This window comes from Tenacibaculum aiptasiae (genome assembly GCF_965221665.1).
Classification (GTDB): domain Bacteria; phylum Bacteroidota; class Bacteroidia; order Flavobacteriales; family Flavobacteriaceae; genus Polaribacter; species Polaribacter aiptasiae.
This window is the reverse complement of the sequence record NZ_CBDCSN010000002.1, coordinates 610417-626272: the sequence shown is the minus strand read 5'-3', so window position 1 is coordinate 626272 and position 15856 is coordinate 610417. Positions and strand designations below refer to the sequence as shown.

10 protein-coding genes and 1 pseudogene are annotated in these 15856 nt (G+C 30.8%); 2 read left to right on the top strand and 9 right to left on the bottom strand.

What is annotated here, in order from left to right:
* Positions 1–22 precede the first annotated feature (22 nt).
* Positions 23–2776 carry a carboxypeptidase regulatory-like domain-containing protein gene (locus tag ACOQN8_RS03170; RefSeq protein ID WP_420551578.1) on the top strand — a complete coding sequence of 918 codons (2754 nt, stop codon included), beginning with the start codon at positions 23–25 and terminating at the stop codon, positions 2774–2776.
* Between the two features lie 69 nt (positions 2777–2845).
* Here ACOQN8_RS03170 and ACOQN8_RS03165 read toward each other — a convergent pair whose 3' ends face one another.
* Entirely contained in the window at positions 2846–7600 is a 4755-nt protein-coding gene (locus tag ACOQN8_RS03165; RefSeq protein ID WP_420551577.1) for a GEVED domain-containing protein, read from the bottom strand.
* 84 nt (positions 7601–7684) lie between these two features.
* Here ACOQN8_RS03165 and lipB point away from each other — a divergent pair, with 84 nt between their 5' ends.
* Positions 7685–8389 carry a lipoyl(octanoyl) transferase LipB gene (lipB, locus tag ACOQN8_RS03160; protein WP_420551576.1) on the top strand — a complete coding sequence of 235 codons (705 nt, stop codon included), beginning with the start codon at positions 7685–7687 and terminating at the stop codon, positions 8387–8389.
* Between the two features lie 53 nt (positions 8390–8442).
* On the opposite strand, the gene ACOQN8_RS03155 is transcribed toward lipB, so the two are convergent.
* From ACOQN8_RS03155 to ACOQN8_RS03120, 8 genes and pseudogenes are all read right to left on the bottom strand, one after another.
* Entirely contained in the window at positions 8443–9087 is a 645-nt protein-coding gene (locus ACOQN8_RS03155; protein WP_420551575.1) for a YceI family protein, read from the bottom strand.
* A 75-nt stretch (positions 9088–9162) separates the two neighbouring features.
* Positions 9163–9615 carry a D-aminoacyl-tRNA deacylase gene (gene dtd, locus ACOQN8_RS03150; protein WP_420551574.1) on the bottom strand — a complete coding sequence of 151 codons (453 nt, stop codon included), beginning with the start codon at positions 9613–9615 and terminating at the stop codon, positions 9163–9165.
* Positions 9616–9647: 32 nt separating this feature from the next.
* A complete protein-coding gene (rsgA, locus tag ACOQN8_RS03145; RefSeq protein WP_420551573.1) occupies positions 9648–10589 on the bottom strand; it encodes a ribosome small subunit-dependent GTPase A in 942 nt (313 codons plus the stop codon).
* Between the two features lie 74 nt (positions 10590–10663).
* A pseudogene (locus tag ACOQN8_RS03140) lies at positions 10664–11745 on the bottom strand (chorismate mutase).
* Between the two features lie 20 nt (positions 11746–11765).
* Positions 11766–12614, bottom strand: a complete 849-nt coding sequence (locus tag ACOQN8_RS03135; protein WP_420551572.1) for a prephenate dehydrogenase — start codon at positions 12612–12614, stop codon at positions 11766–11768.
* Between the two features lie 2 nt (positions 12615–12616).
* Positions 12617–13759 (bottom strand): pyridoxal phosphate-dependent aminotransferase, encoded by a 1143-nt coding sequence (locus ACOQN8_RS03130; RefSeq protein ID WP_420551571.1) that lies wholly within the window; start codon positions 13757–13759, stop codon positions 12617–12619.
* On the bottom strand, positions 13756–14583 hold the full coding sequence (locus ACOQN8_RS03125) for a prephenate dehydratase (protein WP_420551570.1): 828 nt from the start codon (positions 14581–14583) through the stop codon (positions 13756–13758). Before ACOQN8_RS03125 ends, ACOQN8_RS03130 begins: the two co-directional genes overlap by 4 nt.
* Before the next feature lie 247 nt (positions 14584–14830).
* Entirely contained in the window at positions 14831–15853 is a 1023-nt protein-coding gene (locus ACOQN8_RS03120; RefSeq protein WP_420551569.1) for a UDP-glucose--hexose-1-phosphate uridylyltransferase, read from the bottom strand.
* Between the last annotated feature and the right edge of the window lie 3 nt (positions 15854–15856).

The window sequence follows — 15856 nt, the reverse complement described above, 5'->3', positions numbered from 1 at the left end:
ATACAATTAACAAATTTATATAATGAAGAAAATATTATTTATAGCCATTTTCATGGCTACATGGGGATTGTATGCCCAAATTACTCTGAAAGGAGTGGTGAAAGACAGTATTGGAAATCCGCTAGAAATGGCGAATGTAATTGCTATTAATAAAGGAACTAAGAAGTTAGATTCGTATGGATTTACTGATGCGAATGGAAATTATAAATTGAATTTAAAAAAGAATTCATCTTACAGTATTAAAGTGAGTTATATAGGAATGAAAACCTCAGATGTTTTAGTAGAAACAAAAGAGGAAAATGTAACTAAAGATATTGATCTAAAAGATGATGATACGTTAGATGAAGTAAACATTACTTATAAAATGCCAGTAACCGTTAAAGGTGATACTATAGTATATGATGCTGATAGTTTTAAAAATGGAACAGAAAAAAAGCTAGGAGATGTGCTTGAAAAACTACCAGGAGTAGAAGTGAATGATGATGGAGAAATAGAAGTGGAAGGAAAAACCGTAAAAAAAGTAATGGTAGAAGGAAAAGATTTTTTTGATGGAGATTCTAAAATAGCTACAAAAAATATTCCTGCAAATGCGGTGGATAAAGTCGAAGTCTTAAAAAATCATAGTGAAGTAGGACAAATGAGTAGGGTTACAGATAATGAAGATAATGTTGTAATTAATATAAAGCTTAAAGAAGGAAAAAAGAATTTTTGGTTTGGAGAAGTAACAGCAGGTTTAGGTGTTGGAATGGATGATAGTAGATATATAGCTCATCCAAAGTTGTTTTACTATAGTCCTAAATATAGTATTAATATTATTACTGATGTAAATAATATTGGAGAGGTGCCTTTTACTATGAGAGATTATTTTAAGTTTTCAGGTGGGTTTAGAGCGCTAGGCGGATCAGGGAATGGAACTAATTTTGATGTTGGCTCTAATGATATTTCATTTTTAACTTTAAGAAATAATAGAGCAAAAGAAATAGAATCAAGATTTGGAGCATTGAATTTTAGTTACTCACCAAAAAAAACATGGGATATTAGTGGTTTTGCTATTTATTCAGGAAACGATACTGAGATGCAAGAAACTACTTCAAGAGAATACATAAATAGAGGAGTGGATGTTAATAATTTACCAGTTGGAACACCACCAATTATAGATACTGAAAACACTCAGGATTTAACAAATCAAAAAAGTGATTTAGGATTATTTAAATTAAGTTCTAGTTATAAGCCTAATACAAATAATCAATTAGACTATGACATTTTTGCCAAAGTATCAAGTCAAAGTCAAATTCAATCAACCCTATCATCAAGAACATATTTAAATGCTAATGATGAAGTTGTACCAATTAATCAATTTTCAGAGCAAAATCCTTTTTCAATCAATCAAAACTTAAACTATTATTATACTTTAAATGATAAAAATATTTTTGCTTTTGAAGCTCAGCATTTGTGGCAAGATGAAGACCCATTCTACAATGCAGAATTAGAGCAACTTTCATTTGCTAATTTGATAGGGTTAAATGTAACCGCAAATCCATTCAATATTAGTCAGAATAAGAGAGTAAAAACGAATAAGTTTGATGCAAACTTAGACTATTACTATGTGTTAAATTCTAAAAGTAACTTGAATGTAACTCTTGGAACTACATTAAGTACTCAACAATTTAATTCTGATATTTTTGAGATTTTAGGAGGTAATAAAACACAGGTAACAAATCCAGCTTCAATTAATGATGTTGATTTTACTTTTAATGATTTATATGTAGGGCTTCATTATAAATTTATTACAGGGATATTTACTTTTACACAAGGATTTAATATACATAATTATGTATCGAAGAATACACAGTTAGGTTCACAAACAAAAAATACATTTACTAAACTTTTACCAGATGCTTCAGTAAAAATTAGTTTAAAGAAATCGGAAACATTAAGGTTAAGATATAGTATGGAAACTAGTTTTACAGATGTAAATCAGTTAGCAGAAGGGTATGTTTTTAATAATTATAATAGTTTGTATAAAGGAAATAGAGAATTAGAAAATGCATTGTATCATAATATAAACTTAAACTATTTTAGTTTTAATATGTTTAATTATACAAATGTTTTTGGATCTATAAACTATAGCAAACGTAAAGATGTTATTAAAGGAAATACAGCGTTTTTAGGAGTCAACCAAATAAGGACTTCGATAAACTCTGCTTTACCTGACGAAACTATTTCAGCAAGAGCTAATTTTCAAAAAAGTTATAGAAAATTTAAATTGAGTTTAGGAGGTGATGTTACATATGCTAAATCAAATAGCTTAATAACAAATCGTCAAACAAACGTAGTAGAAAATAGATTGGCTAAAACTTTTACACAGTCTTATAGAACTAAATTTAGTACAAACTTTAGAGAAGCTCCTAATTTCGATATTGGTTATAATGTATCTATCAATAGATCTGATATTCAAGGGATCAAAAATACCTTTACAACGCATAGCCCTTATTTTAATTTTGATGCTTATTTTCTAAAGGAATTTATATTTACCTCAAGGTATACTTATAATAATGTTGTAAATAACGGAACTAGTATTGATAGTTATGGTTTTTTAAGAGCAGATTTAACATACCAGAAAAAAGATAGTAAATGGGAGTATAAAATAGGTGTAACTAACTTATTAAACTCAAAAGGGTTAAACCAAAATAGTAGTAACGATATTTTAGTAACTAATTCTACTTATGTAATTCAGCCAAGAATTGGAGTTTTAAGTGTGAAATATAACTTATAATGTTGGCAATATATTTGAATAAAAAAGCGAGCTAAATGGCTCGCTTTTTTGTAGTATTATGTTTATAATTTATTTAAATATAACTTTTCTAGTTTTAATCTTTCCGTCATTTTCTACTTGAAGTAAATAAATACCAGAACTCATTGTTTTAAATTGAATCTCTTTATTAAAAGAACTAGAAATTGTTGAGAAACTTTGAGTTTCAAGTAACTGTCCTTTTAAATCAAATAATTTAATAACAGTTAAGTCTTTAGATTTAACTTTAAAGCTTACTGTTAATTTCCCTTCAGAAGGAACTGGATATAATTTTAAGTCGTTAAATAAATCCTTAGATGTAGCAAAGCTTTCTTCTATATTTATAGTATAATCTTCTACTTCACCATCAAAATCTAATTCACAAGAGCTAGGAGCAACTTTTAATTTCGTAGAAACTCTTAATGTTGTTGCGCCTAAAGGAGCATCATCAGGAACTACAATTGAGCTAGAGTTTGAAGTTAAATCATAACCTTCTCCATCATCAAATAAACAGTTTTGGTTCCAGTCAATCCAAGCATAAGTTTTTACATCATCATTACCATCTTTGTTAATAGTAACAGTTAAATCATAATTGTCACCTCTTACAGCTCCTGTAGAAACAGATTTAAAGTCAGAATAACCAGTTGTTTTTGTTGAAGCATTATCTATTTCTCCAAATTTAACATTAGTAATACTGATTTGAGACTTAGTGTTTCCAGATGATTTACAAGTATTATCGTTAACGCTTAAAATAATATCTAAAGGCTTCGTTAATGAAGCAGATGTGGCCGTAAGTTTTAATGTGTAATCACCAACAGCAACATTGTTTAAATTAGAAACAGTTAAAGTAAATACACCATTTGCATTTATAGAGTTTGAACTTAAAGTAGCTACAGCATTTGTAGGAACATCAGCAATAGAAAGCGTTACATTTTCATTGAAATCATTAAATGTTTCGTAGTTTATAGAGTAAACAAACTCATTTACAGCTTTATTACAAACAGACCCACCACCAGTTTTATTAGTGATAGTAAACTTAGGAGTAATGTTTATAGTATAATCTTCAACTTCACCATTAAAGTTTAATTCACAAGAATTAGGATCACCAGCATCTGATTTTTTAGTAGTAACTCTTAATGTAGTAGTTCCAGTTAAAGCATCATTAGGTACGGTTATTTCTAAACCACTATTACTAGTTGCACCATTTGTGTTTGTAGCTTGACCTAAATCGTATTTCTCATTAGCGTCAAATAAGCAGTTTTGATTCCAGTCTATCCAAGCATATGTTTTAACAGTATTGTTACCATCAGTATTAACATTAGTTTTTAATAAGTACTTGTTACCTTTAATTACCTCAGTTGATTTGGCAGTATAATCTGAATATCCAGTAGTTTTGGTAGAAGTATTATCTATGTCTCCAAATTTAACTGAAGTAGTACTGATTTGAGAAACAGTATTACCTGTAGACTTACAAATATTGTCATTTACATTAAATAAAATATTGACAGATTTTGTAACTGAAGCAGATGTACCAGTTACAGTCATTGTATAATCACCAACGGTAGCATTATTTAAATTAGATAATGTTAAGTTAACTGTTCCGTTAGCGTTTAATGTTGCAGGGCTAAAAGAGCTAGTTGCATTTGTTGGAATTCCAGTAACTGAGAACGTAACATTTTCGTTAAAGTTAAATAGTGTTTTATAATCAATAGCAAAAGTTTGCTCGTTTACTGCTTTATTACAAATAGATAAACTTCCTGTTGTATTAGTTAAAGTAAAATCAGGTTGAGGTTTATCTTCAATAACAATTGTATAATCTTCAGTTTCACCCCATTCAGTTTTATGGTCTGAATCACAAGGACCGTCACCATAATTATTAGTAGGATCATCATATTCTAAAACAACTCTCATTCTAGTGCTACCTAATACAGCTCCTTCTGGTATTGTAATATCAAGTGTAGCGGTAGCGATATCCTCAGTTCTTGAACCTAAGTCATATCTTTCAGTAGTTTTATTAAACTGGAAATCTTGATTCCAATCAATGAAAACATAACAATGATCTTGGAATCCATCAGTATTAAAAGTTACACTTATTTGGTGTTTTAAAGTTCTCTTTACATTTGTAGATATAGATGTAAAATCTTCGTATCCATCTACAGTATCGTTACCTGAGTTATTATTAATAGTGTTAAAAGTAACGTTAGTTATATGATCACCTCCACCAGCTTCATCAGTAAATGTAGAAGCACAATAAGAAGGTGCTTCAGTAGTAAATTCACCTGTACTTGAGTTTGGCCCTTCACCACAACCGTTTTTAGGTTTTACATACCAATAATACTTAGTTACTCCACTAAGAGGAGAAGAGTGTGTATATGAATTTGTGTTTGAAGTTTCATTAATAACAACATTTGCAAAACTAGCATCAGTTGCTACAACTATATTATATGATGTTGCGTTGGCATCTGCTGCCCATTCGAATTTTGGATTTAAACCAACATTAGTAGCTGAATTAGCTGGTGATGTTAAGTTAATATTTGCAAAATTAGTACCTATAACTTTTAATAAAGCGTCAACTGTTTGAGTTACACTCGTTGAAGTTCCTTTTGCAACTATTGTATAATCTTGTTGATTACTACCATTTAAATTACTAATTGTCATAGTTACATCACCATCAGCACTAATAGTAGCTGGATTAAAAGTAGCAGTTGCACCATTTGGCAAACCAGTAGCAGATAATGTTACAGTTTCAGAAAAACCATTAACAAAATCTAAATTTAAAGTATAATCAACAGTATTACTGTTGTTATTACATACAGTTTGCTTGCTTGTTTTATTAGTAAATAAGAAAGTTGGAACAGTAGAGTTAATTGTAAAATCAGTAGAGTTTACATTATAGAAAATGTTGTCCGCAGCTTCAACCATTATACGAGCTTTAGTCGTAGGGTTATTAGGTACAACAATATCTTCAGTTCCATCATTGTCAATATTTTCTTTTATTAAAATAGGGAAAGTTAAACCTCCATCCGTAGAAAGTCTAATATTAACCTTAGCACAATTAATTGGAGCTTGATCTGTAGTTCCTTTATTCCAAGTAATTGTTTGAGTAGTTCCTGTATTCCATGTTACTGCTGAGTTCGGTGCCGTAACTGTAAATGCTTCAGCATCAGTAACGGTTATTTTCATATCGTCTCTAGCAGAATTACCTCCTCCAGCATGATTATCTCTTACTGTAAGAGCAAAATTAAAAGTTCTAGCAACTGAAGGAAGTACTTCCCATGTTGTAGAAGTGTTTCCAGCAACAACTGTAGCTAAAGCTGGCATATATCTATTAGGAGAAGCTTTAGAAGGTAAAGATCTAAAAGCAGGACCTCCAGTATTTACAGGAAGAGGTGGCATGGTAGCAACTTCTGTATCTGTTTGTTCCCAGTTATAAGTTAAACTGGCAGTTCCTTGTGCATCTGTAGCACTACCTCTTAAAACAAAAGGAGTAGATTTTGGAATACTTACATCACTTCCTGCATTAGCAGTTGGAGCATCGTTATTAGTGTTAGTTTCAACACCACAGCTTCCTCCATTTTTTACGTGATCCCACATTTCAGCAATACTTACTGCATGGAAATGGTCATCACTATTACCTTGAACGTTTGGAGAACAAATTCCAGCGTATCCCATAATTGTAGAACCACTTCCTGGTTCCACAGCAGTTGAACTATTTCGGTTACAACTATTATTTTGAGTATGATTTGCTCCAAATTGATGTCCTAACTCATGCGCAACAAAATCAATATCATAAGGATCAGAAATAGGTTGGCTACTACCTGTAATTCCTTTAGCTTTTCTTGAATTCACACATACAGACCCTAAAGAGGCTAGTCCACCACCACCGGTACTAAAAGTATGTCCTACATCATAGTTAGCATTTCCAATGATATCATCACATTTTACTTGACTCTCGTCAATTAAAGTACCAGCATCATTATTTGTTAATCCATCTGTAGCAGCATCTAAGAAAATTAATTTATCATTATCATTTACAATGACCATTCTAACGCCTAAATCTCTTTCATAAACACCATTTACACGCGTCATTGTTGTGTTCATAGCAGATAAAATCGCTGCTTTTTTGTCTGCTTCTGACGCTGTAGATGGTACACTTTGGTTATTTAAATGAAATTGAGAATACTCACCAGTACAGGCTATTGCAATTCTATATGTTCTTAATTTACCATCATCTGCATTTTTATTTTGTAAAGAAGGAGCTACTACTTTTTTTGTAGTTTCTTCTACTTGACAAGAGAACTCATCTTTGCTAGATTTTAAATGTTCTCTTTTATATATCATGTATTGTTTTTTGTCTTTGGTATAAGGATCTATATATATAGTGCTTTCATTCCCAGAAAAAACAACAGCATGAAATCCATCATTACCTAAACTAATTTTAGCTACAGCATTAGGATTGTCTATACCTTGTGCAGAGTATGATTTTATCATTGGGAATTTTGCAGCTAATTCAGGTGCTAAAGAAGAAGTTTCATAAATATAAAACCTTTGTAATTCACCTTTTGAATTTGGTAACTGAATTGTTTTTTGACTACCTTTAGATTTAACAGTAGATACATAGTTTTTAAAACCATTTAAATCTAAAGCTCTTAAAGAATATTTCTCAGGGGTGTTTTCTCTGTCAATTACTTGTATTTTTTTAACAGAAGTACTTTTCGGTTCTACTCTATTCCAAAAGTTCTGAGAAAATAAACTACTAATGGAAAAAGTAAAAATTAATAATAGTGAAAGGGTGCTTTTTTTAATCATAATTTGTCTAGTCGATTAATATAGATAAGAACAGCTTAAAGGTATTTTTCCCTACCTTTGAAGCATGTTATATAGCCCAAATTTATGAATAAAAAAATAATCCTCAATCAATTGGGGGAAAAAGATTACAAAGAGACATGGGATTATCAGACTAATTTGTTAGATGAAATTGTCTCTTTAAAGAGAAAAAACAGGGAAAGTATAGAGAAAAAAGAAACACCAAATTATTTTTTATTTGTAGAACATCCTCATGTTTATACACTAGGAAAATCTGGTGATATTAGCAATTTATTGTTGTCTGAAGATCAGTTAAAAGAAAAAGAAGCTACATTTTATAAAATTAATAGAGGAGGGGATATTACCTATCATGGACCTGGCCAAATTGTAGGGTATCCTATTTTAGATTTAGAAAATTTTTTTACTGATATACATAAATATTTACGATTGTTAGAGGAGACAATAATCCTAACAATTGCTGAATATGGTATAAAAGGAACTCGCAGTGAAGGAGAAACTGGAGTGTGGTTAGATGTAGGAACTCCTTTTGCTAGAAAAATTTGTGCTATGGGTATACGTGCAAGTCGATGGGTTACAATGCATGGTTTTGCGTTAAATGTGAATGCCAATTTAGGGTATTTTGATAATATTATTCCTTGTGGAATCAGAGGAAAGGCTGTTACCTCAATGGAAGTTGAATTAGGAAGAAAAGTTTCAGAAGAAGAAGTAACTCAAAAAATACTAAAACACTTTAAAGATTTATTTGAAGTAGAAAAATTTATTAATGTGTAAATAAAAAGGGTTGACATTTGTCAACCCCTTTTTATTTTATTATGCTTTTAAAACTATTTTTTAGCTTTAATATCAAAAGAAATTTCCATCAAGTCGTTAATGAATTTATCTTTTAAAGCAGCATCGATTTTCTTAGACTTGTAAGTAACACCAAAGTCAGTTCTATCAATACTAAAAACATCACTTTTAAAAGTAGCCATTCCGTCAGCTTCAGTTACTGTAGCAGGAATAGTTATGCTTTTAGTAACGTCTTTTAAAGTTAAGTTTCCAGTTACATGTAACTTTCCTTCTTTCATTTCAGAACTAGTTACAGCAAACTTAGCCGTTGGGAATTTTTCAACATCAAAAAAGTCTCCAGCTTTTAAGTGACCTTCTAAATCTTCTTTACCTTTACCTGCTTCTAAATCTTGGCAAACAATAGAATTCATGTTGATAACAAATTCTCCTGATTTAAGAACTCCGTTTTCAATATCTAATAATCCTTTTTCTAAGCTAACAATTCCGTTATGAGATCCAGTTGGCTTACTCCCTTTCCAAGTTACTGTTGATTCAGCAACGTTAGCTTTGTAAGAATTTATTACGTTTTCTACTTTTTTTACTTCTTTAACCTCTTCGTTAGCAGTTACTTTATTTTTCTCTGTTTTACAAGAAACAGCTCCGATTGCAACAAATGCAATTGCTAAAATTGTTTTTTTCATTTTTAGGATTTTAATATTTGATTGTAATAATTATTTAGAACAAATGTAAATAAAAAATAATACTTTCCATGGAATTTATTCTTTATTTTTAGAGTCAATAATAATAGTTACCGGTCCATCGTTTAATAACTCTACCTTCATGTCGGCACCAAATTGACCAGTTTGTACTTTTTTATTTAAATCATTTTCAATTTGTTGAATAAACTGTTCATAAATAGGAATAGCAATATCAGGTTTTGCAGCTTTGATATAACTTGGTCGGTTTCCTTTTTTTGTAGATGCTTGTAGTGTAAACTGACTTACAACTATGGCTTCACCAGATATATCTATTAATGATTTATTCATTACTTCGTTTTCGTCATTGAAAATACGAAGGTTTGCAATTTTTTTAGACAACCATTCGATGTCCTCTTTAGTATCATTTTCAACTATTCCAACAAGAATTAATAATCCCTTTTGAATATTAGCAACTTTTTCTTCGTTAATTGTAACGCTAGCTTTTGAAACTCTTTGAATTACAGCTTTCATGTTTTTAAATTACTGGGGTATGTAGCTTGGGTTTATTCCCAAATATCAGTTCGGTAATGCTCTTCTTCTCCTTCTATAATTTGCATATAGCTTTTGTAGCGAGACCAAGAAATCTTATCTTCTTCTAAAGCATCTTTTACCGCACATTTAGGTTCGTTTATATGTATACAATTATTGAATTTACAGTCTTGTTTTAATGCAAAAAACTCAGGGAAATAATCACCTAACTCATCTTTTTCCATATCTACAACACCGAACCCTTTGATTCCTGGAGTATCTATAATTCTGGCATCAAAACTTAAATCAAACATTTCAGCAAAAGTAGTTGTATGCTTTCCTTGTTTATACTGTTCTGATATTTCTTTGGTTTTTAAATCCAAACCTGGCTCAATAGCATTTACCAAAGTTGTTTTACCAACCCCAGAATGCCCAGCAAACATAGATACTTTTCCAGTCATTTGATTCTTAATAGTATCTACATTTATATCTTTAGTAGCTGATACTTCGATACATTGATACCCTATTTTTTCATAAATATCTTTTAAGTATAAAACTTCAGCGCGTTGCTCAATTTCATAAGAATCAATTTTATTAAAAACTAAAATTGTTTTTATAGAATAAGCTTCTGTAGTTACTAAAAAACGGTCAATAAAAGTAGTAAAAGTAGGAGGGTTGTTTATTGTAATAAGTAAAAATACTTGGTCAATATTAGCTGCTATAACATGTGTTTGTTTAGATAAGTTTACTGATTTTCTTACAATATAATTATCTCTCTCATGTATATTACTAATAACTCCTGTTTCCTCGTTATTTTTTGTTTCTAAGTCAAAATCAACCTTATCACCAACTGCAATAGGGTTAGTGCTTTTTATTCCTTTAATACGGAATTTTCCTTTAATACGGCATTTATATAAAATCTGATTAGACTTCACCCAATACCAACTTCCTGTAGATTTATATACCGTTCCTGTCATACAGCAAAGTAACTAATAAATATGAATTAATCATAAAAAAAAGATTCTCGTTTTTACGAGAACCTTTTTTATTATTATCCTTTGATAATCTTTTCTTGATGATTAATAGATCTTGGTGAATTGCCTTAAACATTCTTAAAACAAATTCTTCACTTAAACCTCGTTCTTCACCTTCTAGTATCATTTTACCTAAAATTTCATTCCAACGTCTCGATTGAAGTACTGCAACATTTTTCTCTTTTTTCAAAAGACCAATTTTGTCTGCTACTTTCATTCTTTTACCCATCAATTCTATTAATTGATCATCAACAACATTAATTTGAGCACGTAAACTTTCTAAAGACTCTCTATAACTAGAATCAGTTTCTGTTTCTTTTCTAATTTTTAAATCTTCCATCATTTGAATTAATGTTGCTGGGGTTACTTGTTGAGCAGCATCACTCCATGCGTTATCTGGATCGATGTGAGTTTCAATCATTAATCCATCAAAATTAAGATCTAAAGCAGTTTGCGATACATCAAAAACCATATCTCTTTTTCCTGTAATATGAGAAGGATCACATATTAAAGGTAAGTCAGGGAATCTGTTTTGGAATTCAATAGCTAATTGCCATTCTGGAATATTTCTATATTTCGATTTTTCATAAGTTGAAAAACCTCTGTGAATTGCTCCGAGATTCTTAATACCTGCTGTATACAACCTTTCAATACCTCCTAACCATAAAGCTAAATCTGGATTTACTGGGTTTTTTACCAACACTATTTTGTCAGTTCCTTGTAAAGCATCTGCAATTTCTTGCATAATAAAAGGTGATACGGTAGAACGAGCTCCAATCCATAATAAATCAATATCATGTTCTAAAGCTAACTTTACGTGTGCTGCATTTGCAACTTCTGTACAGGTTTTCATTCCTGTTTCTGCTTTTACTTTTTGTAACCATTTTAAGCCTAATGCACCAACTCCTTCAAAATTTCCTGGGCGAGTTCTTGGTTTCCAAATTCCGGCACGGAAATAGTTTACATCAGAATCTTTTAATTCGTGTGCTATTTTTAAAACCTGCTCCTCGGTTTCTGCACTACAAGGCCCTGCTATTACTAGTGGATGCGTAAGCTTCATATCATCCAACCATGTTTTTAATTCTTTTGTATTTTCCATTTTTCTATTGTTTTGGCTTCTTATTTTATGCCGTTTAAAATTTGCTTTATGTGATTTGTACTTTCCATTTCATTATAAATTTCAGTAAAATCGTTTTGTTTCATCAGCTCTTTAAATTGCTGAAGATTGTTTATATATTCGTCTAATGTTTCAATAACATTAGTTTTATTTTGTTCAAAAATTGGTGCCCACATTGCAGGTGAACTTTTGGCTAAACGAACTGTCGATGCAAATCCGCTTCCAGCCATATCAAAAATGTCACGTTCGTTTTTTTCTTTTTCGATTACAGTTTTTCCTAACATGAAAGAACTTATGTGCGATAAATGCGACATATAAGCAATGTGTTTATCATGCGATTTAGGATCCATATAACGTATGCGCATTCCTAATTTTGAAAAAATTTCTAATGCTTTTTCTTGTAGCTTAAAAGCTGTTTTCTCTACTTCACAAATAATATTGGTTTTCTTTTCAAATAAACCGTTATGTGCAGCGGTAGGTCCAGAAAATTCTGTTCCAGCTATAGGGTGTGTAGCTAAATAATTTCTCCTTTTTGGATGTTCTTTTAAAGCAAGGCAAATATCTTCTTTTGTAGATCCCACATCTAATACTAATGTATTGTCGTTAACAGCATCTAATACTTTCGGAATTACATGTAATTGAACATCTACAGGGATAGAAACAATTACAATATCTGCATTTTCAATATCATTAAATGTAGCTTTTTTGTCTACTACCTCTATTTCAATTGCTTTTTCTAAATGTTGTTCGTTGGTGTCTATTCCATATATAGTAGCTTCTGGATAATGTTTTTTTATATCCAAGACCATACTTCCTCCAATTAATCCAATACCTATTACAAATACATTCATTTTTAAAATCGATTCAGTGCGTTGTTAATTACTTCTTTTGAAACACATAATGAAAAACGAATGTATCCTTCTCCTTGACTTCCAAAAACTGTTCCTGGTGTGATAAAAATATCTTTATCGTATAAAATCATATCTGTTACTTCTTCAGATGTTTTTTCTTCAGGGATCTTTGCCCAAACAAATAATCCTGTTGAGTTTTTATTGTAAGTACAGTTTAATTTATCTGCTATTTTAAAAATCAATTCTCTTCTTTCTTCGTATTCTTTATTCTGATTTTTAAACCAATCATCTGATAGTTGAAGTGCTTCAATTGCTCCTTTTTGAATTCCGTAAAACATACCAGAATCCATATTGCTTTTTACCTTTAAAATTTGTTCTATATAGTTAGCATTACCTAGAACCATTCCAACTCTCCAGCCCGCCATATTGAATGTTTTACTTAACGAGTTTAATTCTAAAGCTATGTCTTTTGCTCCATTAACTTGTAAAATGCTTAATGGATTATTGTTTAAAATAAAACTATAAGGATTGTCATTCACAATTAAGATTTCATGTTTTTTTCCAAAAGAAACTAACTTTTCAAACGTTTCTTTTAAAGCATTTGTCCCAGTTGGCATATGTGGATAATTAACCCACATTATTTTTACATTAGTTAAATCTAATTTTTCTAGTGCATCAATATTTGGTTGCCAATTATTATTTTCTTCTAATTGGTAAAAAATTGGTTCTGCTCCAACTAACTTTGTTACTGATGTGTAAGTTGGGTATCCTGGATTAGGAATTAATACTTGATCTCCTTCATTTAAAAAAGCCATAGAAATATGCATAATTCCTTCTTTGCTTCCCATTAAAGGTAAGATTTCATTAGCAGCATTTAAGTTTACCCTAAATTTTTGCTTGTAGAAGTCTGAGATAGCAGTTCTTAACTCTGGTAAGCCTTGGTAACTCTGGTATTTATGCGCTGAAGCGTCATTAAAACTTTGTTGAATTGCATTTATAACTTTTGATGGTGGTTGCAAATCAGGGCTACCAATTCCCATGTTAATTATTGGTTTACCTGACGCAGCCAATTCTCTTACCTCTCTCAATTTTTTAGAAAAGTAGTATTCTTGTACGGTATTTAATCTTTTTGCTGCTTTAATCATTTTCTTCCATTTTTATATGCTCCTAAAACTTTGAATTCTGAAGCCATAATTTTTATAATAGCAACTGCTTTTTCGTAGTCTTTATAGTCGTCAAAAGTAACATCAACAAAAAAAGAATACTTCCAAGGTGTTTCTATTACTGGTAAAGATTGTATTTTAGTTAGGTTCATTTTACAATCACTTAATACATTTAAAATAGCTGCTAAACTTCCTCTTTTATGGTCCAGCTGAAACTTTAAAGAAGCTTTATTGATTTGATCTATTCCGTTATTTGGTTTTTCTGTTTGAATAATGACAAAACGAGTTGAATTTGCTTTCATCGTTTGAATTTCATCTTCTATAACTTCTAAGCCAAAAATATCAGCAGCTAATTTGGGTGCGATTGCAGCTACACCTTCTAATTTGTTTTTTGAAATTCTTTTAGCAACCTCAGCAGTATCAACATCTTCAACTAATTTTATATGTGGGTGTTTTTTGAAAAACTCCTTACATTGTAATAGAGCCATTGGGTGTGAACATACTTCTTTAATGTCTTCAATTTGCTGCCCTGGTAGCGCCATTAGATGATGATGAATATTTAAATATTCTTCTCCAGAAATATGAAGATTATTAGCATCAATTAAGGCATAGTTTGGAATTATTGAACCTGCAATAGTATTTTCAATAGCCATAATTCCTTTGTCAGAAGTTTTATCTAACAAGCTATTTACTAATGTATCAAATGATAAGCACTCTTGTAAGTTTACGTCATCTCCGTAAAAATCACGAGCTACTTTATGATGATTTGAACCTTCTGCTCCTTGTATGGCTATTTTTTTCTTCATTTTAAACATAAAAAAAAGCCTCGAAATTCGAGACTTTATAGGATATTATTTTGTGTTAACAATATGGTACAAAGCCTCAACTCTTATAAAAAAAATAAAAGTAAAAATAGAAACCTTGCCAAATGTTTTGTAACATCGTTTGTTTTGTTTTTTGTTGTACGGGACAAATCTTGAAAATTAATTTTAGAAAACCAAATTTAATTGTTGTTTTTTTAAATAATCTATTTAAGCCTTGTTTTTAAAGAGGTTAAAAGATTAATTTTTTTAAACTATCAGCAGCAGTTTCTGCAGTGATGTCTCTTTGTGGCATTCCAAACATTTCATATCCAACCATAAACTTTTTTACACTAGCACTACGAAGTAGAGGGGGGTAAAAGCTCATGTGCCAATGCCAATACTCGTTATTTTGATTATTACAAGGGGCTTGATGTATACCACTTGAGTAAGGAAAAGAGCAATTAAAAAGCTTGTCGTATGCACTTGTAATCTTAGAAATAGCTTCAGCAAAGTCTATTCGTTCTTTTGACGTTAACAGACTAATATTTGCTTGTTGCTTTTTAGGAATTATCATTGTTTCGTATGGCCAAATTGCCCAAAAAGGAATTATAACTACGAAATTTTCGTTTTCAAATAAAATACGTTCATTTTTTTCTAGTTCTTGTTTTAAATAGTTTTCTAGTAACGAACTTTTGTTAATATTGAAATACTGTTTCTGCTGATTGTCTTTTTTATTAACCTCATTTGGAATGCTAGATTGTGCCCATATTTGACCGTGAGGATGGGGGTTGCTACAGCCCATAACAGCTCCTTTGTTTTCAAAAATTTGAACATAGTTAATGAAGTCTAATTTACTTAACTCCGAATATTCTTTTTGCCATAATGAAACCACTTTTTCAATGGCATTTTTATCCATGTCGGCTAATGTTTTTGAATGGTCCGAGCTAAAACAAATTACTTTACAAATGCCTTTTTCAGATTCAGCTTTTAGTAATCCGTCATCTATAGAAAAATTAGGTGTTTCATTTTGTAAAGCAGCGAAATCATTGGTGAAAACATAGGTGTCTTTATAGTCTAGGTTTTGTTCTCCGTTAGCACGGGTATTACCTGGGCATAAATAACAACTAGAATCGTACGTTGGTCTTTTATTTTGAGTTGTATCTTCTTCTTGACCTTGCCATGGGCGTTTTGCTCTATGTGGAGAAACTAGTACCCACTCGCCAGTTAAAATGTTATAACGTTTATGCGAGTAATTATCTAAATGTGAATTCATATT